This is a genomic window from Mesorhizobium sp. WSM4808, from assembly GCF_055811675.1.
In genome coordinates this window covers 226055-247302 of the sequence record NZ_JBVVQX010000012.1, presented here as the reverse complement: position 1 = coordinate 247302, position 21248 = coordinate 226055, and the positions used below count along the sequence as shown (strand labels likewise).

The 21248-nt window shown below is 63.4% G+C and carries 26 protein-coding genes and 1 tRNA gene; 12 read left to right on the top strand and 15 right to left on the bottom strand.

All coding sequences use genetic code 11. The features are described from left to right. Positions 1–200: 200 nt before the first annotated feature. The 8 genes from AC0L2U_RS22380 to AC0L2U_RS22345 all read right to left on the bottom strand — a co-directional run bounded on the left by AC0L2U_RS22380 (position 201) and on the right by AC0L2U_RS22345 (position 6089). The gene (locus tag AC0L2U_RS22380; RefSeq protein WP_473602669.1) at positions 201–1634 is read right to left on the bottom strand and encodes an aldehyde dehydrogenase family protein; all 1434 of its coding nucleotides are present in this window, start codon (positions 1632–1634) and stop codon (positions 201–203) included. Between the two features lie 161 nt (positions 1635–1795). Further along, positions 1796–2179, bottom strand: a complete 384-nt coding sequence (locus AC0L2U_RS22375; RefSeq protein ID WP_292696168.1) for an ACT domain-containing protein — start codon at positions 2177–2179, stop codon at positions 1796–1798. A gap of 15 nt (positions 2180–2194) precedes the next feature. After that, complete coding sequence (locus AC0L2U_RS22370; protein WP_473602668.1) at positions 2195–2659, bottom strand: GNAT family N-acetyltransferase; 465 nt, start codon at positions 2657–2659, stop codon at positions 2195–2197. A 217-nt stretch (positions 2660–2876) separates the two neighbouring features. Continuing rightward, entirely contained in the window at positions 2877–3617 is a 741-nt protein-coding gene (locus tag AC0L2U_RS22365; protein WP_128362937.1) for an SDR family oxidoreductase, read from the bottom strand. Positions 3618–3681: 64 nt separating this feature from the next. Then, positions 3682–4251: a flavodoxin gene (locus tag AC0L2U_RS22360; protein ID WP_210214711.1), complete on the bottom strand. Its 570-nt coding sequence runs from the start codon at positions 4249–4251 to the stop codon at positions 3682–3684. 54 nt (positions 4252–4305) lie between these two features. Beyond that, complete coding sequence (locus tag AC0L2U_RS22355; protein WP_473602667.1) at positions 4306–5295, bottom strand: aldo/keto reductase; 990 nt, start codon at positions 5293–5295, stop codon at positions 4306–4308. Positions 5296–5300: 5 nt separating this feature from the next. Continuing rightward, positions 5301–5636 carry a carboxymuconolactone decarboxylase family protein gene (locus AC0L2U_RS22350; protein WP_127398022.1) on the bottom strand — a complete coding sequence of 112 codons (336 nt, stop codon included), beginning with the start codon at positions 5634–5636 and terminating at the stop codon, positions 5301–5303. A 57-nt stretch (positions 5637–5693) separates the two neighbouring features. Then, positions 5694–6089: a (R)-mandelonitrile lyase gene (locus AC0L2U_RS22345; protein WP_127809732.1), complete on the bottom strand. Its 396-nt coding sequence runs from the start codon at positions 6087–6089 to the stop codon at positions 5694–5696. A 152-nt stretch (positions 6090–6241) separates the two neighbouring features. Here AC0L2U_RS22345 and AC0L2U_RS22340 point away from each other — a divergent pair, with 152 nt between their 5' ends. The 5 genes from AC0L2U_RS22340 (at position 6242) to AC0L2U_RS22320 (ending at position 9553) form a co-directional block, all read left to right on the top strand. Next, the gene (locus tag AC0L2U_RS22340) at positions 6242–7135 is read left to right on the top strand and encodes a LysR family transcriptional regulator (RefSeq protein ID WP_473602665.1); all 894 of its coding nucleotides are present in this window, start codon (positions 6242–6244) and stop codon (positions 7133–7135) included. Positions 7136–7260: 125 nt separating this feature from the next. Further along, complete coding sequence (locus tag AC0L2U_RS22335) at positions 7261–7662, top strand: ester cyclase (protein WP_128362931.1); 402 nt, start codon at positions 7261–7263, stop codon at positions 7660–7662. Positions 7663–7775: 113 nt separating this feature from the next. After that, on the top strand, positions 7776–8057 hold the full coding sequence (locus AC0L2U_RS22330; RefSeq protein WP_292335374.1) for a type II toxin-antitoxin system ParD family antitoxin: 282 nt from the start codon (positions 7776–7778) through the stop codon (positions 8055–8057). Further along, entirely contained in the window at positions 8054–8338 is a 285-nt protein-coding gene (locus tag AC0L2U_RS22325; RefSeq protein WP_292660576.1) for a type II toxin-antitoxin system RelE/ParE family toxin, read from the top strand. Before AC0L2U_RS22330 ends, AC0L2U_RS22325 begins: the two co-directional genes overlap by 4 nt. 159 nt (positions 8339–8497) lie before the next feature. After that, positions 8498–9553 (top strand): YeiH family protein, encoded by a 1056-nt coding sequence (locus AC0L2U_RS22320; RefSeq protein WP_292660573.1) that lies wholly within the window; start codon positions 8498–8500, stop codon positions 9551–9553. Positions 9554–9566: 13 nt separating this feature from the next. Here the strand turns inward: AC0L2U_RS22320 and AC0L2U_RS22315 are convergent, their stop codons facing one another. The 3 genes from AC0L2U_RS22315 to AC0L2U_RS22305 all read right to left on the bottom strand — a co-directional run bounded on the left by AC0L2U_RS22315 (position 9567) and on the right by AC0L2U_RS22305 (position 12330). Next, positions 9567–10064 (bottom strand): GAF domain-containing protein, encoded by a 498-nt coding sequence (locus tag AC0L2U_RS22315; protein ID WP_127271638.1) that lies wholly within the window; start codon positions 10062–10064, stop codon positions 9567–9569. Between the two features lie 262 nt (positions 10065–10326). Beyond that, complete coding sequence (gene groL / locus AC0L2U_RS22310; RefSeq protein WP_127255944.1) at positions 10327–11958, bottom strand: chaperonin GroEL; 1632 nt, start codon at positions 11956–11958, stop codon at positions 10327–10329. Positions 11959–11991: 33 nt separating this feature from the next. Next, positions 11992–12330 carry a co-chaperone GroES gene (locus AC0L2U_RS22305; RefSeq protein WP_128288596.1) on the bottom strand — a complete coding sequence of 113 codons (339 nt, stop codon included), beginning with the start codon at positions 12328–12330 and terminating at the stop codon, positions 11992–11994. A 250-nt stretch (positions 12331–12580) separates the two neighbouring features. Here AC0L2U_RS22305 and AC0L2U_RS22300 point away from each other — a divergent pair, with 250 nt between their 5' ends. Together AC0L2U_RS22300 and AC0L2U_RS22295 are read left to right on the top strand one after the other, a co-directional pair. After that, on the top strand, positions 12581–12829 hold the full coding sequence (locus AC0L2U_RS22300; RefSeq protein WP_127269690.1) for a hypothetical protein: 249 nt from the start codon (positions 12581–12583) through the stop codon (positions 12827–12829). After that, complete coding sequence (locus AC0L2U_RS22295) at positions 12826–13092, top strand: DUF1488 family protein (protein ID WP_127269692.1); 267 nt, start codon at positions 12826–12828, stop codon at positions 13090–13092. Before AC0L2U_RS22300 ends, AC0L2U_RS22295 begins: the two co-directional genes overlap by 4 nt. Positions 13093–13120: 28 nt before the next feature. On the opposite strand, the gene AC0L2U_RS22290 is transcribed toward AC0L2U_RS22295, so the two are convergent. The 3 genes from AC0L2U_RS22290 to AC0L2U_RS22280 form a co-directional block, all read right to left on the bottom strand. After that, on the bottom strand, positions 13121–13312 hold the full coding sequence (locus tag AC0L2U_RS22290; RefSeq protein ID WP_127269694.1) for a hypothetical protein: 192 nt from the start codon (positions 13310–13312) through the stop codon (positions 13121–13123). Positions 13313–13317: 5 nt separating this feature from the next. Next, positions 13318–13521 (bottom strand): hypothetical protein, encoded by a 204-nt coding sequence (locus tag AC0L2U_RS22285; protein ID WP_127399473.1) that lies wholly within the window; start codon positions 13519–13521, stop codon positions 13318–13320. A gap of 190 nt (positions 13522–13711) precedes the next feature. After that, a tRNA-Cys gene (locus AC0L2U_RS22280) sits at positions 13712–13787 on the bottom strand. A gap of 424 nt (positions 13788–14211) precedes the next feature. Here AC0L2U_RS22280 and AC0L2U_RS22275 point away from each other — a divergent pair. The 5 genes from AC0L2U_RS22275 to AC0L2U_RS22255 all read left to right on the top strand — a co-directional run bounded on the left by AC0L2U_RS22275 (position 14212) and on the right by AC0L2U_RS22255 (position 20506). After that, complete coding sequence (locus AC0L2U_RS22275) at positions 14212–15255, top strand: LacI family DNA-binding transcriptional regulator (protein ID WP_127272522.1); 1044 nt, start codon at positions 14212–14214, stop codon at positions 15253–15255. Positions 15256–15318: 63 nt separating this feature from the next. Beyond that, positions 15319–16566 (top strand): ABC transporter substrate-binding protein, encoded by a 1248-nt coding sequence (locus AC0L2U_RS22270; protein WP_128288597.1) that lies wholly within the window; start codon positions 15319–15321, stop codon positions 16564–16566. A gap of 171 nt (positions 16567–16737) precedes the next feature. Continuing rightward, a complete protein-coding gene (locus AC0L2U_RS22265; RefSeq protein WP_127381884.1) occupies positions 16738–17658 on the top strand; it encodes a carbohydrate ABC transporter permease in 921 nt (306 codons plus the stop codon). Next, positions 17658–18515 carry a carbohydrate ABC transporter permease gene (locus AC0L2U_RS22260; protein ID WP_127398214.1) on the top strand — a complete coding sequence of 286 codons (858 nt, stop codon included), beginning with the start codon at positions 17658–17660 and terminating at the stop codon, positions 18513–18515. The genes AC0L2U_RS22265 and AC0L2U_RS22260 overlap by 1 nt, the downstream gene beginning before the upstream one ends. Before the next feature lie 14 nt (positions 18516–18529). Next, positions 18530–20506, top strand: a complete 1977-nt coding sequence (locus AC0L2U_RS22255; RefSeq protein WP_473602664.1) for a glycoside hydrolase family 127 protein — start codon at positions 18530–18532, stop codon at positions 20504–20506. Here the strand turns inward: AC0L2U_RS22255 and AC0L2U_RS22250 are convergent. After that, the gene (locus AC0L2U_RS22250) at positions 20493–21227 is read right to left on the bottom strand and encodes a gamma-glutamylcyclotransferase (protein WP_128288599.1); all 735 of its coding nucleotides are present in this window, start codon (positions 21225–21227) and stop codon (positions 20493–20495) included. The two genes, AC0L2U_RS22255 and AC0L2U_RS22250, sit on opposite strands and share 14 nt — an antisense overlap. Between the last annotated feature and the right edge of the window lie 21 nt (positions 21228–21248).

Genomic DNA, 21248 nt, shown 5'->3' with positions numbered 1-21248 from the left:
CCGGTCCTCCCGGCGGACAAGAAAACTGTCACCCATCTAATCAGTCCATTCTGTTACCTATCTATCCGGTTCGGACAACGGCGTCTTTCTCCCCGTCACTATACGGGGAGAAATGCCCGGCAGGGCAATGAGGGGCGGCGCTGACCTCGGCGATACCGGACGGACAGCGCGCCACATATCGTGGCGCGCCCTGACCAGTTTTACTCCGCCGCCTCATACCCCGCGATGCCCTTGATCTCCAAAAAATCCTCGAGCCCGTATTCGGCATATTCGCGGCCATTGCCGGACTGCTTGTAGCCGCCGAACGGCAGGCCGGCGTCCCACTGGGGATAGTTGATGTAGACATTGCCGGTGCGCATGCGCGCCGCGACTTCGCGCGCCTTCTTCATGTCCTTGGCCTGGATGTAGGAGGCGAGACCGTAGACGGTGTCGTTGGCGGTCTCGACCACTTCGTCGACGCTGTCGTAGGGCATGATCGCCAGCACCGGCCCAAAGATCTCCTCGCGCGCGATGCGCATGTCGTGGGTGACGTCGGCGAACACCGTCGGCCTGACGTAATAGCCGCGGTTGAGTTCGGCCGGACGGCCGGGGCCGCCGGCGACCAGCGTCGCACCTTCATCGATGCCGGCCTGGATCAGGTCCTGGATCTTGTCGAACTGGACCTGGCTGACGACCGGGCCGAGCTTGGTGCCGGCGCCGTCGGCGGGGCCGACGGTGAACTTTTCCGCAGCCGCCTTGGCATAGCCGGCTGCCTCGTCATGACGGTCGCGCGGCACGAACATGCGCGTCGGCGCGTTGCAGGACTGGCCGCTGTTGCTGAAGCAGCCGGCGACGCCCTTGCTGACGGCGCTTGCGAGGTCGACATCCCCGAACAGGATGTTGGCCGACTTGCCGCCAAGCTCCTGATGCACGCGCTTGACCGTATCGGCGGCGGCCTTGGCCACCAGTATGCCGGCGCGGGTCGAACCGGTGAACGACATCATGTCGATGTCGGGGTGGCTGGACAGCGCCTGGCCGACACCCGGACCGTCGCCATTGACGAGGTTGAAGACGCCCTTCGGCACGCCGGCCTCGTCGAGGATTTCGGCGAAGATGATGGCATCGAGCGGCGCGATCTCGGAGGGCTTGAGCACCATGGTGCAGCCGGCGGCCAGCGCCGGACCGACCTTGCAGGTGATCTGGTTGAGCGGCCAGTTCCACGGCGTGATCAGCCCGACGACGCCGATCGGCTCCTTGACCACGAGATGGTTGCCCTTGACGTGGCGGAATTCGAAACTCTTCAGCACGTCGGCCATCTTCTGCAGATGCGCAAGACCGATGCCGACCTGGCTGTCCAACGCCATCTGGCGCGGCGCGCCCATTTCGCGCGACACAGCGACAGCAAGATCGGCGCTGCGCTTCTTGTAGACGGCGACGATGCGGTTCAAGAGGTCGAGCCGCTCGCCAACCTCGGTGAAACCAAAGCTGTCGAAGGCGTGCCTGGCGGCGGCGACCGCTTTGTCGACATCGGCCTTGGAGCCGAGCGAAATCTGCGCGAAGGCATCCTCATTCGAGGGATCGATGACATCGAAAGCGTTGGGCACAACAGGATCGACCCACGCGCCATCGATATAGAACTGCAGATTGTGTGACATGGTTTTCTCCTTGGCCGCATCGTCGCGCCGGGCCGTCATATCTGGCTGGAGATAACGATGCACAAACGCCGCTGTCAAACGCAACCCCCGAAGTGGTTGAGCCAGTGCGGCAGTGATTGAGCCAGAGCGGTTGGGCCAGCAACCGGCTTGGTGAGGATGGACTACAACAGGATATGCCCGGCCTCGAGCAGAAACCGCCTCGCCGCGGCCTGATCCGTCGCTTTCACCAACAGATGGTCGCCATCGAAAGTGGACACCACGAAGATGCCCAACCCGTTTTCCGACAACGGCCTGATGACCGACAGCACGATACCGGTTTCGTCGAAGGCAAACGGCCCATGAAGCTTGAAGGCCACCCAGTCACCGTCCTGCCTGACACTATCCGGCACACGATCCTGCAGGCAAACGATCGAAAGCTCGTCGTCAGTCCTTGTGATGCTGACGAAGCCTGGCCCGTCCGCCCAACCGGGGATGGTCTCGCCCGCCGCCAGCCGGGCAACCGCGTAAAACCCTGGGAGTTGTTTGAGCCTGACGCAGATGGCCATTGTCGAACCCCTCCCTCAGATCGCCGGTGATCCCGCCAGCTTCTTCATACCGTTCATGAACGGCTCTTCCCGGTCCACGATATAGCCCTGCCTCTTGTACAGCGACACATTCGCCGCGAACGCGCCATTGGTCAGCAGACGAAGCTCGGCACGTCCTGCTTCGATCGCCTTACGCTCGGCAAGCTCCAGCAACAGCCGGCCAATCCCCCTGCCCTGCGCATCCGGTGCCACGCAGACATTCTCGATCCACAGGTGGTCCTCGGCCAGCACGGTTTCGATCATCCCGACGATCCGATCATCCTCGACGGCGAGATCGAACGGATGCTCGGCAACGGCCTTGTCATAGTCGGCGCGCATAGGCAGCGGCTCGCGGCCGATGACCGGCACCCATTTGGCATAGGCGGCACGAACGATATCCCGGATCGCGGCGGCGTCAGCGGGCACGGCCGGCCGAAGCCGGATGGAAAAATTGTTGGTCATCAAAGTGCTCCAGACATGAAAAACCCCGCCGGCGTGTCGCGGGCGGGGCTGGAAACGAACGAACCGGGTCTATCCTGCCGGTCTTTGTCGTCGCGCAATCAGTCTGCCGCTCCGCATTGTGCAGGTGCGGCGTCGCTTGGTGTTGGTGGGCGCGAGGACGAACATGGCGCCAAGCTGGAACAGGAAGCGCGGCGCGTCAAGACACCTACAACGGCTTCTAGTATTCCTGCGCCGTCGGCCGGAACAATATCTCGTTGATGTCGACCTCGTCGGGCTGGCTCATGGCGAACACCACCGTCCTGGCAAAAGAATCGGCCGGAATGGCCACCCGGTCGTAGAGTGCGCGTACGCCCTCGGCGACATCGGGCTCGGTGACGCTGCCGGGCAGTTCGGTCGCCACGGCACCGGGCGAGATGATGGTGGTGCGGACGTTGTAGGGTTTCACTTCCTGGCGCAGACCTTCCGAGATGATGCGCACCGCGTGCTTGGTCGCGGCATAGACCGCTCCGCCCGGCCCGACCTTGTGGCCGGCGACCGACGACACGTTGATGATGTGGCCGCTTTTCTGCGTCTTCATGTGCGGCAGTGCCGCGGCAATGCCGTAGAGCACGCCCTTGATGTTGACGTCGATCATGCGGTCCCAGTCCTCGACCTTGCCGCGCTCCAGTGGCGAGTGCGGCATCAGGCCGGCATTGTTGATGACGACGTCGACGCGGCCGTGCGTCTTGACCGCATGGTCGACCAGACGCCGGACCTGGCCGACATCGGTGACGTCGGTCTGAAGGATGGCGCCCTCGCCAAGTGAAAGCGCGCCGGCCAGCGCCTGCAACCGGTCGAGGCGGCGTGCGCCCAGCACCAGTTTCGCGCCCTCCCTGGCCAGAAGCCGTGCGGCGGCTTCGCCCAGCCCGCTGCTGGCGCCAGTGATGACGACGACTTTGTCCCTGATGTTCTCGGCCATGATTCTTTTCCTTCTGATCTTTGGCTTCGCTGCCCCCGGCAGCCTGGGCGGTCGCGTTGGCGGCTCAGCCGGGCAATTCGACCCGACCGAGCCAGCCGGTGACCTCTTCAAGCGTCTGGCGTTCCTGGTCGCACTGCTTGGAAAAACCCTCGATGAGCCGAGCCCCTGGTGCATGATCTGCGAGGACTTTCAGGCTCTGCCCTGTTCCGTAGCCGCCATGGGTGATGAACGGCACCAAGGTCTTGCCGGACAGATCGTGTTTCGACAGGAAGGAGCGGATCACCGAAGGCGCGGTCATGCCCCAGATCGGAAATCCGAGGAACACCGTCTCGTAGGTTCCGATATCAGGCACCGTGGCGGCCAGCGCCGGTTCGAAACCGGACTCCCGCTGCTGCTCCGCCACCGCAACCTGCTGCTTGTAGTCTTCCGGGTAGGGATCGACGGTCGCGATCTCGAAAATATCCGCTCGCAGAGTCCTGCTGATCTGGCGCGCGATAACCCGCGTGTTGCCGGTGCGGGTGTAGTAGGCCACCAGCACTTTGGCGCCGCCCGTTCGCCGCGCGCTCGACGCACTGGCGGGCCGGCTCGATCCGGGACTCAATCCGGCGCCCAGAGGCAGTGCAAGCATGGTCATCAGTGCACCTCGTCTTGAGACCGGTTGACGCATATGGCTCTCCTGCGCATGGCTCTAGCGATCGATCCTTGCTTCCTGTTGCGGAGAATAGCGCGCTCCCTGTACGGCAATCGCCGAGACCGCGTTCTCGATGTCGGCAAGATCGTTCGCCGTCAGCGCGATGGTGGCCGACGCGATGTTCTCTTCGAGGCGATTGAGCTTGGTGGTGCCGGGGATCGGAACGATCCACGTCTTCTGCGCCAGCAGCCAGGCGAGAGCGACCTGTGCTGAGGTCGCCTTCTTCTGGACTGCGATCACGCCGATCGCGTCGACCAGCGCCTGGTTCGCCTTGCGGGCGTTTTCCGCAAAACGCGGCACGGTGTTGCGGAAGTCGCTGCTGTCGAACGTCGTGCTGGCATCGATGGCGCCGGTGAGGAACCCCTTGCCCAGCGGGCTGAAGGGCACGAAGCCGATCCCCAGTTCTTCAAGCACCGGCAGGATCGCCTCTTCCGGTTCACGCCACCAGAGCGAATATTCGCTCTGGACCGCGGCGACCGGCTGTACCGCATGCGCACGCCGGATCGTGCGCACGCCCGCCTCGGAGAGACCGAAATGCTTCACCTTGCCTTGGCTGATCAAGTCCTTCACAGCGCCCGCCACCTCTTCGATCGGCACGACCGGATCGACGCGGTGCTGGTATAGGAGGTCTATGTGGTCGGTCCTCAGCCGCCTGAGCGAGGCCTCGACGACGTCACGAATATGCTGCGGCCGGCTGTCCATGCCATCATGTCCGGCTGTCCCGGCGATGTCGATGCCGAATTTGGTGGCGATCACCACCTGGTCGCGGATCGGCTGCAGCGCCTCGCCGACGACCTCCTCGTTCGTGAACGGTCCATAGACCTCCGCGGTGTCGAAGAAGGTGATGCCACTTTCGAACGCCGCCCTGATCAGGTGGACTGCATCCGCCGTCTCCATCGGCTTCCCGTATGACTGGCTCATCCCCATGCAGCCGAGCCCGATGGCCGAAACGTCGAGACCGCTGTTTCCAAGTGTGCGCTTCTGCATTGTCGTTATCCCTTCTTCTCGGCGTCGGCTTGTTCGAAGACCTTGCGGGCAATGCCCAGAGCCGTGGCTGCCGTTGGCCATCCGGCGTAGAAGGCGAGATGCGTAATGGTTTCGATGAGTTCGTCGCGGGTGACCCCATTGTCGAGCGCGCGCTTCATGTGGAAAGGCATCTCATTTATCCGGTAGCCCGAAATCAGGCTGGTGACGGTGACGAGGCTGCGGTCCCGCGGCGATAGGCCGGGGCGCTCCCAAACGTCGCCGAACAACACCTCGTCTGTGTATCTGCCAAGCGCGGGAGCGATATCGGAGAATGGGCTTTTCAGCCTTGGAACATTGGTCATGGTGGTCTCCTTCGAAGAGTTCGGGCGTTGAACTCGGCGCCACGCGCCGATACTTGGTCAAACCCCGTATTGTTCGTCGCTGACATGCTCCAGCCAGTCGACGACCTTGCCGTCGAGCGCTTCGGCGACAGCGATGTGGCTCATCGCGGTGGTCGGCGCGGCGCCATGCCAATGCTTCTCTCCGGGCGCGAACCAGACGATGTCGCCGGGCAGGATCGGTTCGATCGGGCCGCCCTCGCGCTGCACCAGGCCGGCGCCCGAGAGGACGATCAGCGTCTGGCCAAGGGGATGCGTGTGCCAAGCGGTGCGCGCGCCGGGCTCGAAAGTCACGGTGGCGCCGCCGACCCGGGCGGGCTCGCTGCCCTTGAAGGGCGCGTCGATGCGCACCGCGCCGGTGAAATAGTCGGTCGATCCTCTGGCCGAGGCTTGAGAGCCGTTTCGCGTGATGTCCATGGTTTGTCCCTTCCTGGCAACAGGCGTGACACGACCGCCGGTCTTCAGAGGCGGCCGGTAGAGGCGCCCGGTGTGATGACGCCTATCTAGGGTCTGCGATTGGTGCCGATTAGGCGCTATATCCAGCATGATCTTATGAAAAGGGCTCATGAATGCCGCGAGACAATCTGAATGAGCTAACCGCCTTCCTCGCCGTCGCGCGCGAGGAAAGCTTCACCAGGGCGGCGGCCAAGCTCGGGGTTTCCCAATCGGCGCTCAGCCACACGGTGCGGGCGCTGGAGGAGCGGCTGGGCGTACGGCTCCTGACCCGCACCACGCGCAGTGTATCGCCCACCGAAGCCGGCGAGCGGCTGGCTCGCACCGTGGGGCCGCGGCTCGATGAGATCGAGGCCGAGATCGCCGCACTCAGCGACTTGCGCGACAAACCCGCCGGCACCATCCGCATCACCGCCGGTGAGCATGCCGCCGATGCGATCCTGTGGCCTGCGCTGGCGAAATTCCTGCCCGACTATCCCGACATCAAAGTCGAGATCATCGTCGACTACAGCCTGACCGACATCGTCGCCGAGCGCTACGACGCCGGCGTGCGGCTGGGCGAACAGGTGGCGCGCGACATGATCGCGGTGCGCATCGCTCCCGACATGCGCATGGCGGTGGTCGGCTCGCCAGCCTATTTCGCCACCCGGCCTAAGCCGCGCACGCCGCAGGACCTGACCACCCACAATTGCATCAATCTGCGGCTGCCGACCTATGGCGGGCTCTACGCCTGGGAGTTCGAGAAGGCCGGGCGCGAGCTGAAGGTGCGGGTCGAGGGCCAGTTGGTGTTCAATACGTCCGCGCTGCGCATGAACGCGGTGCTCGCCGGCCTCGGTCTTGCCTATCTGCCGGAGGAACAGTTGACGGCTCAGTTGGCCGACGGCCGACTGGTGCGGGTGCTCGCCGACTGGTGCGCGCCTTTCCCCGGCTATCACCTCTATTACCCCAGCCGCCGGCAAGCGACGACGGCCTTCTCGCTGCTGGTCGACGCGCTGCGCTACCGAGGCTAGAACAGGAAACCGGGTTCCGGAAAAGATCAGCTCAAAACGAGCAGATAGAGCCCCATCCGGATTCGGGAACAGGCTCTCCATCTGGACTGCGCCCGCCGTCGTTCTATCTTCCGGATCGAGCAGATATGACGAAATCCGGAGCCATCGCCGTGACCGTGACCGACCTCTATCGAGGCTACATCGCCTGCCTCAACAATCAGGACTGGCAGAAGCTGCATCGCTTCGTTCATGAAGAAGTGCACTACAATGGCGACCGCGTCGGACTGTCGGGTTACCAGGAAATGCTGGAGCGCGATTTCCGGGAAATCCCGGACCTCTATTTCGACATCCAGCTGCTGATCGCCGAACCGCCGTTCATTGCCAGCCGGCTCCAGTTCAACTGCACGCCGAAGGGAACCTTCTTCGGCCTGCCCATCAACGGCAGGAAGGTGTCCTTCAGCGAGAACGTCTTCTATGAATTCCTCGACGACAGGATCAGGAACGTCTGGTCGGTGATCGACAAGGCGGCGATCGAAGCGCAGCTTTGACGGCTGCGGCATCGCATCCTCCGGTTGGCAGCATCGTCAAGCATGCGAGCCATCCATCGCCCTTGCAGCTGGTGGTAAACTTGCCTACCTTGCATGCGCAGGAGACTATGCGGATGTCGAATGTCGAGAAGGTCAGCGTTGCCCTCACCCCTGAAATGGCAACCATGATGCGCGAGGTCGTCGCGGCGGGCGAATACGCCTCGGCAAGCGAAGTCATGCGTGAGGCGTTGCGCGAGTGGAAGTTTCGCCGCACGCAACGCGAACAGGCTGTCGACGAGTTGGGCCGGCTTTGGGACGAAGGCATCGCAAGCGGCAACGCTGTCGACGGACGCGAAGCCTTCGCGCGGATCAAAAGCAAGCTCGATGCGAGGATCGCCGAGCGCGAGTTGCGATGACGCTGCGCTTACGGCCCGAAGCCGAAGCGGACATTGAGGTCATCGCGCTCTATATCGCCGAGGACAGTCCCGCTGCGGCGTTGCGTTGGTACGACGAAATCCATGGCCAGTGCCAGCGCATCGCCGACATGCCGGGAATGGGTGTTGCTCGACCGGAAGTCCGAGCGGGCTTGCGCACCTTCCCCCTGGGAAACTACCTGATCCTCTATCGCCAGATCGAGAATGGCGCGGAGATTGTGCGCGTCGTCCATGGCGCGCGGCAGTGGCAAGAATTGCTTTAGTCAGCCGATTCGAACGTTCCTGGGCTCGACGCATTGGCAAGGCTTGGAAGAGTTCGCCGGAAATCGTTCGTAAAAATCGATCATTCTAACGAGAATAATTCGTTGGAAAGATCGGTTTGGGAATGACATTCTCCCAGCACACCCGCTTGGAGCATTGCATTGTCTTCCGTTTCCCACTTCGCGAACGATATTCCGAAAAGGACGTTTCCTGCCGACCTGACACAACGGCGAAAATCCCTTAATTGGAATGGCATCGTACCCGGCGTCGTGCTCGTCGCGATGATCACTGCCGTCGCCTTCTCGGCCCGCAACGTCTCCGGCTTCGCCTTGTTCAGCCCAATGATCCTGGCCGTCGTTGCCGGCATGATCTACTCCAACGTGCTGGGCACACCGGTGCACGCCAAAGCCGGGATCGCATTCTCGCAAAAGCGCCTGCTGCGCTTCGCCATCGTTCTGCTCGGCTTCCAGCTGACGCTGGGCCAGGTGATCTCGATCGGCGCCGGCGGCGTCGGCATTGTCGCGGCGACGCTTGGCGCCACCTTCGTTTTCACCATCACGCTCGGTCGGCTGATCGGCGTCGACGCCAAGCTGGCGCAGCTGATCGCCGCCGGCACCTCGATCTGCGGCGCCTCGGCGATCGTCGCCACCAATATCGTCACCGATGCGCGCGACGAGGACGTCACCTACGCCGTCGCCTCGATCACCTTGTTCGGCACCGTCGCCATGCTCGGCTTCCCGATCATGGCGCCCCTGCTCGGCCTCGACCAGCACGCTTTCGGCCTGTGGGCCGGCGCCTCGATCCATGAAGTGGCGCAAGTCATCGGCGCTGGCTTCCAGAACGGCACCCAGTCCGGCGAGATCGCTACCGTCGCCAAGCTGACCCGCGTCGCCATGCTGGCGCCGATGGTCGTCGCGCTCGGCCTGATGGCGCGCCGCAGGAGCAGCAGTGAGGTAGCGGCGCGGCCGCCCATGCCGTGGTTCGTCGCCGCCTTTGTCGCAATCGTAGCGCTGAACAGCCTCGTCACGGTGCCAGCCGAGGTGAAGTCGGCAATGGCGCTCGCCACCACCATCATGCTGACCATGGGGCTGGCCGCCATGGGCCTGCAGGCCGACATCTCGCAGCTGCGCTCGCGCGGCCTGCTCCCGCTGGCGCTCGCCTTCTCGGCCTTCCTGTTCATCGGCTGCTTCAGCCTGATGCTGGTGAAATTCACCTAGTCTAAACCGGGCCTCAGTCCTCGAACGAACTCGACGCGGCATAGATCGCCGCCAGCGTCTCGATGCCGGCCTGGTCGGCCTTGTCGAAGCGGCCTGGCAGCGGGCTGTCGAGATCGAGCACGCCGAAGACGCCTTCATCGTCCTCGAGCAGCACCACCAGTTCCGAGCGCGAGTCCGCATCGCAGGCGATGTGGCCGGGAAAATCATGCACGTCCTTGATCAGCATCGAGGTGCCGAGTTCGACCGCCGTTCCGCACACGCCCTTGCCGACGGCGATGCGCACGCAGGCCGGCTTGCCCTGGAACGGCCCGAGCACCATTTCCTCGTCCGATTGCAGGAAATAGAACCCGGCCCAGTTGAGGTCCGGCACCATCTGGAAGATGAGTGCTGCGGTGTTGGCGGCGTTGGCGATCGAATCGCGCTCGCCGTCGAGCAGCGCCTTAAGCTGAGTGGCGAGGTCGCGGTAGAACGCGGCCTTGTCTGAGGTGTCGATGGCCTTGGCCGCAAACATGAACGTGTCTCCGTATAGGGGGTGGCGGTTCGTCCGATCGCTTGCCAAAGTCCGGCGAGCTCCGCAACCAGACGGCCGCCTGGACAGTCTAGCGTGGATTGCGTCCCCTCCGAAAGCCGCAAGATAAGGATTGCCTCCCGGCGCTGAGCCGGTCGGCAAGGCAGCTATGCGTAAACTTTGCGATGGATCATCTTGAGAATCATGACGGCCCCGATCGGGGGCCGCCATTCACATCTCAAACAGGTCGAACAAGTCCTGGGTTTTAGTAGCCGCCCATGCCGCCACCGCCGCCACCCGCAGGCGCGGCATCCTTGGCCGGGATGTCGGTGATCATCGCTTCGGCGGTGATCAGGAGGGCTGCGATCGAACCGGCATCCTGCAGTGCGGTACGCACCACTTTCGCCGGATCGACGATGCCTGCCTTGATCATGTCAACATAGACCTCGTTCTGGGCGTCAAAACCCTGATTGTGGTCCTTGCTGTCGGTGAGCTTGCCGACGACGATGGAGCCCTCGACGCCGGAATTCTCGGCGATCTGGCGGATCGGCGCTTCAAGCGCCCGCAGCACGATCGTAATGCCGGCCGTGACATCGGCATTGGCGCCGGTCAGGCCGCCAAGCACCGAGCGGGCACGCAGCAGAGCCACGCCGCCGCCGGGCACGATGCCTTCTTCAACCGCCGCGCGGGTGGCGTTCAGCGCATCGTCGATGCGGTCCTTCTTTTCCTTGACTTCCGACTCGGTGACGCCGCCGACGCGGATGACGGCAACGCCGCCGGAGAGCTTGGCCAGCCGCTCCTGCAGCTTTTCCTTGTCGTAGTCGGAGGTCGTCTCCTCGATCTGGCCCTTGATCTGGGCGACGCGCGCCTGGATGGTCGCCTTGGTGCCGGCCCCGTCGATGATCGTGGTGGTGTCCTTCTCGATCAGCACACGCTTGGCGCGGCCGAGCATCTCGATGGTGACGTTTTCGAGCTTGATGCCGAGGTCTTCCGAGATCATCTGGCCTGATGTCAGCACGGCGATGTCTTCCAGCATTGCCTTGCGGCGATCGCCGAAGCCCGGCGCCTTGACGGCCGCGACCTTGAGGCCGCCGCGCAGCTTGTTGACGACCAGCGTCGCCAGAGCCTCGCCCTCGACGTCCTCGGAGATGATCAGCAGCGGCCTGCCGCTCTGCACCACCGCTTCGAGGATCGGCAGCATCGCCTGCAGATTGCCGAGCTTCTTCTCGTGGATGAGGATGTAGGGCTCTTCCAGCTCGACGCGCATCTTGTCGGCATTGGTGACGAAATAGGGCGAGAGATAGCCGCGGTCGAACTGCATGCCTTCGACGACGTCGAGTTCGGTCTCGGCGGTCTTGGCTTCCTCGACGGTGATGACGCCGTCATTGCCGACCTTGTCCATCGCTTTGGCGATCATCTCGCCGACGCTGGCATCGCCATTGGCGGCGATGGTGCCGACCTGTGCGATCTCGGCCGACGACTTGACCTTCTTGGCGCGCGCCTGGATTTCCTTGACCACGGCGGAAACCGCCTGGTCGATGCCGCGCTTCAAATCCATGGGGTTCATGCCGGCGGCGACCAGCTTGGCGCCTTCGCGCAGGATCGAGGCGGCCAGCACCGTGGCGGTGGTGGTGCCGTCACCGGCGAGGTCGTTGGTCTTCGAGGCCACTTCGCGCACCATCTGGGCGCCCATGTTCTCGAACTTGTCGGCAAGCTCGATTTCCTTGGCGACGGTGACGCCGTCCTTGGTGATGCGCGGCGCGCCATAGGCCTTGTCGATGATGACGTTGCGGCCCTTGGGGCCGAGCGTGACCTTCACCGCATTGGTGAGGATCTCGACGCCGCGCAGCATGCGGTCGCGCGCGTCGGTGGAGAATTTGATTTCCTTGGCAGACATGATTTTTATCCAGTTCGTTCGGAGAAAATGAGGTCAGGCAGCTTTCTTGGCGGCCACGGTCTTGTCGGTTGCGGCCGTCTCGCTCTTGTCGATAACGCCCATGATGTCGGCTTCCTTCATGATCAGAAGGTCCTCGCCGTCGATCTTGACCTCGGTGCCCGACCATTTGCCGAACAGGATGAAGTCGCCGGCCTTGACGTCGAGCGGAACAAGCGTGCCGTTTTCGTCGCGTGCGCCAGGGCCGATGGCGATGACTTCGCCCTCCTGCGGCTTTTCCTTGGCAGTGTCGGGGATGATGATCCCGCCCTTGGATTTGATATCGCCTTCGGCGCGACGAATGACGACGCGGTCGTGGAGTGGCCGAAATTTCATGGGAACTTTCTTTCTGGGGCCGGCACAGGCGGCCACGCCCCTCCTCTATAGACGCGTTGGCACTCGATAGATAGGAGTGCCAAAAATTATTCGCGGGGCAAATTAAATATTCAAAAGTATTATTTCAGCTGGCCGTTTCGTGATATCCGCAGAATGTCAAATAATTCAAAAGATTGAATTTTGCCGATCGAGTGCCTATTTATCGGACAAGTTCACTTTCACGATTTCAGGCACAAGGGAGATTTCTTCGATGGCCGAAGGCAATCAGACGATCATGGAAAAAGCTGAAGCCCGCTTTGTCGACAAGCAGAAGAAGACAGCGGAGAAAAACAAGGCGACCGCCGAATATATGTCCGAGGCAAGAGCCAGGGAGATCAAGACGGCAAGGCTGAGGGAGCTTCGGCTGGCCAAGGAAGAGGCCGATCGTGTCGCCGAGGCCCTCAATCCTACGCCGAAGAAGAAGCGGGCGACCAAGAAAGCCACGGAGGCCAAGACATGAGCCTCACCTTCCCCAACCCCAGCCGCAGCTATGACGAAGCGGGCCAGCGCATTCGTTTCGTCGGCCATGACGGCATGTTCCAGATCTCATTTTCCGTCGCTGCCGACGCCATGGCCAAGATGCGGCCGGGCACTGCTGCCGATGAAGCCGGTTATCTCCAGACATTCGACACCGAGAGCAGCGCCATCCGCGAGGTGGCGTCGAAGGCCTACGACCGCACCCGCAAGAGCATGTATGTGCTGACGGCGGCCGATTTCGGCTGAAATGCCGGCGAGTTGGCGCTGACCGCGATCAGGTCTTGCGCTCGGCCCTTTCGCGGCGTTTGACGTCGCGGACATTCATCTGCACGACCATGTCCTCGGCCTCGCGCGGCCCCATCCCGACCATCACCTTTTGCCGGACAACCGCAGGCTGGCCGGTGAAGACATCGATGATGCTCCAACTCTGGGGAAGCTCCATGCGCACCGTGTAGCGGTTGGCCATGCCGGTCAGCCTTGCATCCTGAAAAACACGGCGCCCAGGATCAGCACCGTCCAGGCGACGACCGACAGTTTCAGCACCATGCCGCCATGCGCAGCCAGAAGCTTCCGCAGGTGCGGCACACCTGCCGGCGAGATTGGTGCCGCCGCCAAGGCGACAGGGGTCTTGAGGCCAAGTTTTCCAAAAACGGGCAGCAGCGACGGTTCACGCACGAAAGGCCTCGAATGTCAGGAAAAAGCGAAGCAACAACGCTCGCCTCCCTTCCATAGCACTCTTTTCGCGAGCGCCTGCATGCCAAATTCAAGACAGGACTGCTTTGACGGCCGGTCCGTACTGCCTTCGCAACACACAATCTATTCGTGGGACCTGACTGCGCTCGGGGCAGATTGGGACGCCAAATTCTGGAGGCCTCGCCTCGGGATCGAACCGAGGCTTCAGAGATTTGCCGTCTCCAGCGTAGCCGCTCCGCCACGAGGCCATGGCTGTCGAAGTAGCGGCCAAATATTTACGGAAAGGTTAATCCCGAGGGGATTGTTCAGAATTTTCGGGATCGAGTTTCAGAGTGTTCGCCAGCCAACCTTGCCGGGCCTAGCTTCCGGCACAGAGTTGCGATCCCTCACGCCCAAGCGGCAGCCCGCCCCGTCTCGACCGAGGGCCTCCAGCACTGCGACTGACGTTCTTCCCCTGAGCTACGCGCTTCCGAGGCTGCTTTATACCCCGGGTTGCATTTCGGAGGAGAGGAGCGGAGGCCAACCAACTTTCCCCTTGAACAGCGATTCGATCTGGCTTAGCTTCATCTGAGAAAAGGTTTTCCCAAGCAATTGTCGTTGGGCTCGGCCACCAGCCGGGCCTCATCCGGCTCGGTAAGAGAAAACCTTTTCCCAACCAAGGATCTCGGCGCGATGCCATCGGACGATCTGCCTGTTCCGGTCTTTTCCAAGCCAGTCACCTTGCGTGACGTGGCCGCCCAGGCCGGAGTCAGTGTCGCCACCGCATCCAAGGCACTCAATGGCCAGGGCCGGATGACAGCCGAGACGCGCGAGCGCATTCGCGAGACCGCCCGGCGGCTTGGCTTCCGGCCCAACAGCCTGGCGCAAAGCCTGCTCCGGCGGCGCAGCTTCACCGTCGGCCTGCTCACCAACGATACCTATGGCCGCTTCTCGCTGCCGCTGATGTCGGGCATTTCGGACGCGCTGGTCGACAATGGCGTCTCGGTGTTCCTGTGCAATGTCGAGGAGGATCCGCGGCTGGGCCAGATGCATGTCGACGCCATGCTCGACAAGCGCGTTGATGGCATCATCGCCACCGGCAAGCGCATCGATCGCCATCTGCCCGTCGACCTCTCCAATCTGCGCGTCCCGGTGATCTATGCCTTCACGCAGCCAGATCCCGACGCCGTCGCCTTCGTCTCGGACGATGTTGGCGGCGCCCGGCTGGCCGTCGAGCATTTCTGCCGGCTGGGCCGCAAGCGCATCGCCCACGTCACCGGGCCGGCGAGCTTTGCCGTGGTGCACGCGCGCGTCCAGGCTTACCGCGACGTGCTCGTCGAAAACGGCCTGACGGTCAGCGAGCCGCTGCTCGGCTCCTGGTCGGAAGCCTGGGGTCACCAGGCGGTTGCGCAACTGTTCGACGGCAAAAGCGAAAGGCCGGACGCGGTCTTCTGCGGCAACGACCAGATCGCGCGCGGCGTCATCGATGCGCTGCGCGAACGCGGCCTCGACGTCCCCAGTGATGTCGGCGTCATCGGTTTCGACAATTGGGAGATCGTGGCCGAGGCGACGCGCCCGCCGCTGACCTCTGTCGACATGAACCTTGTCGCGCTCGGGCGCGAGGCCGGGTTGACCCTGCTTTCGCTGGTCGGCGGCAAGCCCGCCGCGCCGGGCATTCGAAAACTGCCGTGCCGGCTGGTGGTGCGGCAGTCATGCGGCCATCCGCCGGGTGGCTGAAAACGAAGCGCCGCGCAATCGGCGCCAAGCCGCGGACCGCGGCCAACCTTGGAGGAGGAGAACATGAGGAACCTGATTGCCAAACTGACCCTGGCCGCTGCCGTTCTGGGTGGCGGTCTCGGCACTGCCGCCGCCGAGACGGCCAACATCTGGGTGCGCGCCGACGGCTCGAATTTCATGCCGAGGATCGTCGATGCCTACAACAAGGCGCACACCAACCAGGTCAAACTCGACATCATTCCCAATGCCGAGATCATCCCGAAATACGGCGCCGCGGCCGCCGGCGGCACGGCGCCCGACGCGCTGTCGCTCGACTTGATCTACACGCCCTCCTTCGCCGCAGCCGGCCAATTGGAGGACATTACCGACTGGGCAAAGTCCCTGCCCTATTTTGCCAGCCTGTCGCCGGCGCATGTGAAGACCGGCACCTACAAGGATCACATCTATGGCCTGCCCTTCTCCGCCGACGCCTCGGTGCTGATCTGGAACAAGAAGCTGTTCAAGCAGGCCGGCCTCGACCCCGAAAAAGGTCCGGCCAACTGGGCCGAGATCGCGGCCGATGCCGAGAAGGTCAACGCGCTCGGCGGCAACATCAAGGGCTTCTACTTCTCCGGCAATTGCGGCGGCTGCAACATCTTCACCTTCACACCGCTGATCTGGGCGTCTGGCGGCGACATCCTGAGCGAAGACGGCTCGAAGGCGACGCTGGACAGCCCGCAGCTGCGCGGCGCCATTGATCTCTACCGCTCGATGGTCAAGAAGGATCTGGTGCCGGCGGGCGGGCAGACCGATACCGGCGCCAACTTCTTTGCGGCATTTGCCGCCGGCAATATCGGCATCTCGCCGTCCGGCGCCTTCGCCATCGGCGCGCTCAACACCCAGTATCCCGATATCGACTACGGCGTCACCTTCCTGCCGGGCAAGGACAGCGGCTGGTCGTCCTTTGCCGGCGGCGACAATTTCGTCGTCACCAAGGGCACCACGAAACTGCCCGTGGTGAAGGAGTTCCTCGACTTCGCCTATTCGCTCGAAGGCCAGACCATCCTCGCCAAATACGGCAGCCTGCCGGTGCGCGGCGACATCGCCAAGGAAGCGCTGAAGGATCTCGATCCGCGCTACCAGGTCGCCGCCGAGGCCATGACCAAGGGCAAGACGCCCTATTCGGTGGTGTTCAACGACCTGATCAACTCCGCCAACGGGCCGTGGACGCAGATGATCAACGAGGTCTTCTTCGGCGACGATGTCGACGGCGCCATAGCCAACGCACAAGAGACGATGCAGTCGATCATCGACCAGGCGCCGCAGAAATAGCCCAACCTCACCTCCCCCTTGAGGGGAGGTCGGACCGCAGGTCCGGGTGGGGTCGCCACCGCAGTGCTCGACGTTTCTTGATGTCGCGCGCTCCGCAGAGGACCCCACCCCCGGCCCACGGCCGGACCCTCCCCTCAAGGGGGAGGGGGACGCAGCGCCAAGGGAACAGCCATGACCATCACCGCAGCAACCCCTGCCCCGCCCCGCGCCCGCAGGGTCGCCAGCCGCCAACAATGGATCGGCCTGCTCTATGTCGCGCCGGCTGTCGCGCTGGTCGTCGTCTTTTTCCTGATCCCGCTCGGCATGACGGCGTGGATGTCGCTGCACAACTGGCCGCTGATGGGCGAGCACAGCTTTATCGGCCTCGGCAATTACGTCGCCATCCTGCGCGACACCAGGTTCTGGAACGCGCTGCGCTTCACCGCCTTCTACACGGTGATCGTCACCATCGCGATCTTCGTGGTGGCCTTTCCGCTGGCGCTGTTCGTCGAACGGCCGCGGCCGCTGACCAATCTCTACCGCACCATGTTCTTCATGCCGGCGGTTGTCGGTTTCGCCTCGGCCAGCCTGCTCTGGTCGTGGTTGCTGAATGTCGATTCCGGCCTGTTCAGCCCGGCCGCTTACGACCTCGGACTGATCGACAGGAAGTTCAACCTTCTGGCCACCTTCCAGCCGGCCTTCTGGTCGATCATCGCCATGGTCGTCTGGAAGGTCGCCGGTTTCACCATGATCATCCTGATGGCCGGCCTGCAATCGATCCCGCAGGACCTGCAGGAGGCGGCCGTCATCGACGGTGCCGGGCCTTTCGCCAGGTTCAGGGCGATCACCCTGCCGCTGATGCGCCGCACGCTGGCGCTGGCGCTGATCCTGTCGGTCGCCGGCTCGATCCTCGCCTTCGACCAATTCTACATCATCCTGCGCGGCGGCCCGCGCAACCAGACGCTGACGGCGGTCTACTGGATCTTCAACCAGTCCTTCGTGTCGTTCAAGCTCGGCTATGGCGCGGCACTTTCCATGGTGCTGCTGGTCATCCTGGTGGCGCTCAGCCTCGTCCAGCTATGGTTGTTGCGCAAGCCGGAGGGTCTCGACTGATGGCGCAGGCAGCCTCCCGTAGCCGCCGGCTCCTGAGCCGCGTCGCAGAGCATTCTACCGGCATCGTCGCCTCGGTGCTGTTCGCCGCGCCGATTGTTTGGGCGGTGCTGTCGGCGTTCAAGCCGGCGGCCGAAGCACGCCTGCCGCCGCTGCCGCCCTGGCCGACGTCGGGGTTCTCGCTGGAGAACTATGCCACGCTCAACAGCTTCGGCGACGGGCTGTGGGCCTCTGCGCAAAACAGCATCTATGTCTCGCTGATGACGGTCGTGCTGTCGGTCGCCGTCAGCGTGCTGGCCGGCTACGGCTTTTCGCGGTTTCGGTTTCCGTTCAAGGACCTGTTCTTTATCCTCATCCTGTCGACGATCATGATCCCGTTCCAGTCGATCCTGACGCCGATCTTCCTGGTGCTGACCAAGCTTGGCCTGCACAACACCCTGACCGGCCTGGTCGGCGTCTATGTGACGCTGCAACTGCCGTTCTCGATCTTCATGATGCGCAACGCCTTCGACGCCGTGCCGCGCGAAATCGAGGAGGCCGCCCGCATGGACGGTGCCAGCAATCTCACAATGCTTTTGAAGGTGATGCTGCCGCTGGTCTGGCCGGGCGTCGTCACCATCGCCCTGTTTGCCTTCCTCGGCGCCTGGAACGAATTCCTCGCCGCCCTCGTGCTGATGACCGACCAATCCAAGTTCACGCTGCCGGTGATGATGACCGCACTGCAGTCGGGCCGCTTTGGCGCCATCGACTGGGGCGCGGTGCAGGCGGGCGTCACCGTGATGATGGTGCCGTGCCTCATCCTCTTCCTGGCGCTGCAGCGCTTCTACATCCGCGGCCTGATGGCCGGGGCCGTCAAATAGAATGGAGTAAGTTCATGACCGCATCGCCATCCGCAAAAGGAAAACCGAAGCTCGCCTTCCGCCCGCTGCCGGTGCCGCAGGTCGACGTGCACGGCTTCTGGGGCGACCGCGCCGACGCTGTCGCCACACGCACCGCCGACATCCTCTACGAGCGCTGCGTCGAGGCCCGCATGCTGGAGCAGATCGATCCGGACCGCCCCTCGCCCGGCATAGTCATCCCCTTCCACTCGCCCTCCCCCGACGAAGCCGACCGCCAGGGCGCGGAATTCACTGGATCGACGGTGACCACGCAGATGTTCTGGGATTCCGATCTCGGCAAGACGATCGAGACCGCGGCCTATTCGCTTTACCGGCGCAAGAACCCCGAACTGGAGAAGAAGATCGATGCCGTCATCGACATGTATGGCAAGCTGCAGCAGGAGGACGGCTATCTCTCGAGCTGGTATCAGCGCATCCAGCCCGGCAAGCGCTGGACCAATCTGCGCGACTGCCACGAGCTCTATTGCGCCGGCCACCTGATCGAGGGCGCGGTCGCCTATTACCAGGCGACGGGAAAACGCAAGCTGCTCGACATCATGTGCCGCTATGCCGACCATATCGCGTCGGTGCTCGGCCCCGAGCCCGGCAAGAAGAAGGGCTATTGCGGACATGAGGAGATCGAGCTGGCGCTGGTCAAGCTGGCGCGGGTGACAGGCGAGCGGAAATACATGGAGCTGGCCAGATACTTCATCGACCAGCGCGGGCAGCAGCCGCATTATTTCGACGAGGAGGCCCGCGCCCGCGGCGCCGACCCGAAGGCCTATCATTTCAAGACCTATGAATACAGCCAATCGCACATCCCGGTGCGAGAACAGCACAAGGTTGTCGGCCATGCTGTCAGGGCGATGTACCTCTATTCCGGCATGGCCGACATCGCGACCGAATATGGCGATGATACGCTGCGAGCAGCACTCGACCTTCTGTGGGACGATCTCACCACCAAGAGCCTCTACGTCACCGGCGGACTGGGACCGTCGGCGCACAATGAGGGGTTCACCAGCGACTACGACCTGCCCAACGAAAGCGCCTATGCCGAGACCTGCGCCGCGGTCGGCCTGGTGTTCTGGGCCAGCCGCATGCTTGGCATGGGGCCGAACGCCCGCTACGCGGACATGATGGAACGCGCCCTCTACAACGGTTCGATCTCGGGCCTGTCGCTCGACGGCTCGCTGTTTTTCTACGAGAATCCATTGGAAAGCCGGGGCAAGCACAACAGGTGGAAATGGCACCGCTGCCCGTGCTGCCCACCCAATATCGGTCGCATGGTCGCCTCGATCGGCAGCTATTTCTACAGCCTGGCCGACGATGCGTTGGCCATCCACCTCTATGGCGACTCGACCGCCCGTTTCGACATATCGGGCGTCCCGGTCAGCCTGACACAGGCGAGCAGGTATCCCTGGGACGGCGCCGTCGAGATCACGCTTGAACCGCAGGCGCCGGTCGAATTCACCTTGCACTTGCGCATTCCCGCCTGGAGCGCCAGTGCCCAGTTGAAGGTGAACGGCGAGGCCATCAAGCTGGCTGAGATCACCAGCGACGGCTACGCCGCGATCAAGCGGACATGGAAGAAGGGCGATGATGTCCGGCTCGATCTCGAAATGCCGATCGAGCGGCTCTATGCCAACCCGCAGGTGCGCCAGGATGCCGGCCGAGTCGCGCTGTCGCGCGGCCCGCTGATCTATTGCGTCGAGGCATCAGACAATGACAGCCAGCCGCATCGCCTGACGCTGCCGCGGACGGCCACCATCGAAGCGCAGCACCGGCCGGAACTTCTCGGCGGTGTGGTAACGCTGTCGACCGCGGCACTTGCCGATGCCGCCGACGGGTGGCAGGACGGGCTGTACAGGCCCGAGCCGCCGGCCACCGCCGAGACACGCCTGACCGCCATTCCCTATTTCGCCTGGGACAACCGCGAGCCCGGCGAGATGCTGGTATGGCTCAGGGACGGGTGAGTTGTGATGTTAGCCCGATTTCTTCGGCCACCAGTTCCTGCAGCCGCCACAAATTGCGGTCGCGGATGCCGCAGGCTTCGAGGTGGCGGATCGTCTCGAAAAGATATTGCGCGCCCGAGCCCCAATGACCAACGGCTGTCACCAGCGTCGCCGCGATCGCCTGCTTGTCGAGGTTGCCGGCATAACGCGGATTGGCGGGATCGACGACGAAGCCAAGCGCGCGACATGGGCCGCCTTCGGTCCTGACCTGCAGCCAGCGCGGCACGTTGACGGCGGGCAGGATGGTCATTTCGCGGCGCAGGAGCGCTTCGAGGTTAGCCGCCACCGGTTCCGCGATCTCGAACACCATGCCCTGGCACTGGCCGCCGCGATCGAGCGCCATCATCAGGCCGGGCTGCTCGACCGTGCCGCGAAAACGCTGCACCGTGAAGCAGAACGAACGATGCCAACCGCTGGCCACCGCGCGTTCTCCGCCCGTCACCTCGCCGGCGGGCTTCCACAACAGCGAGCCATAGGCAAATAGTTTCAGCGACCCGGCCGGAGCGCCGGCCAGCACCTCGTCGCGGATGCGCGTATAGTCGGCATCGGTCATGTGAACCATGCCCGGCGTCGGCCCGGCATCCTCGACAGCACGCATGGTGCGCGCGACCAACGCCTCGGTCAGCGCCATCGGCGTGTTGCGCGGGACCCTCGATGATGCGGTGGAAATGGCCTTGCTCATCTTCGCGCTCCCAGTCCTACC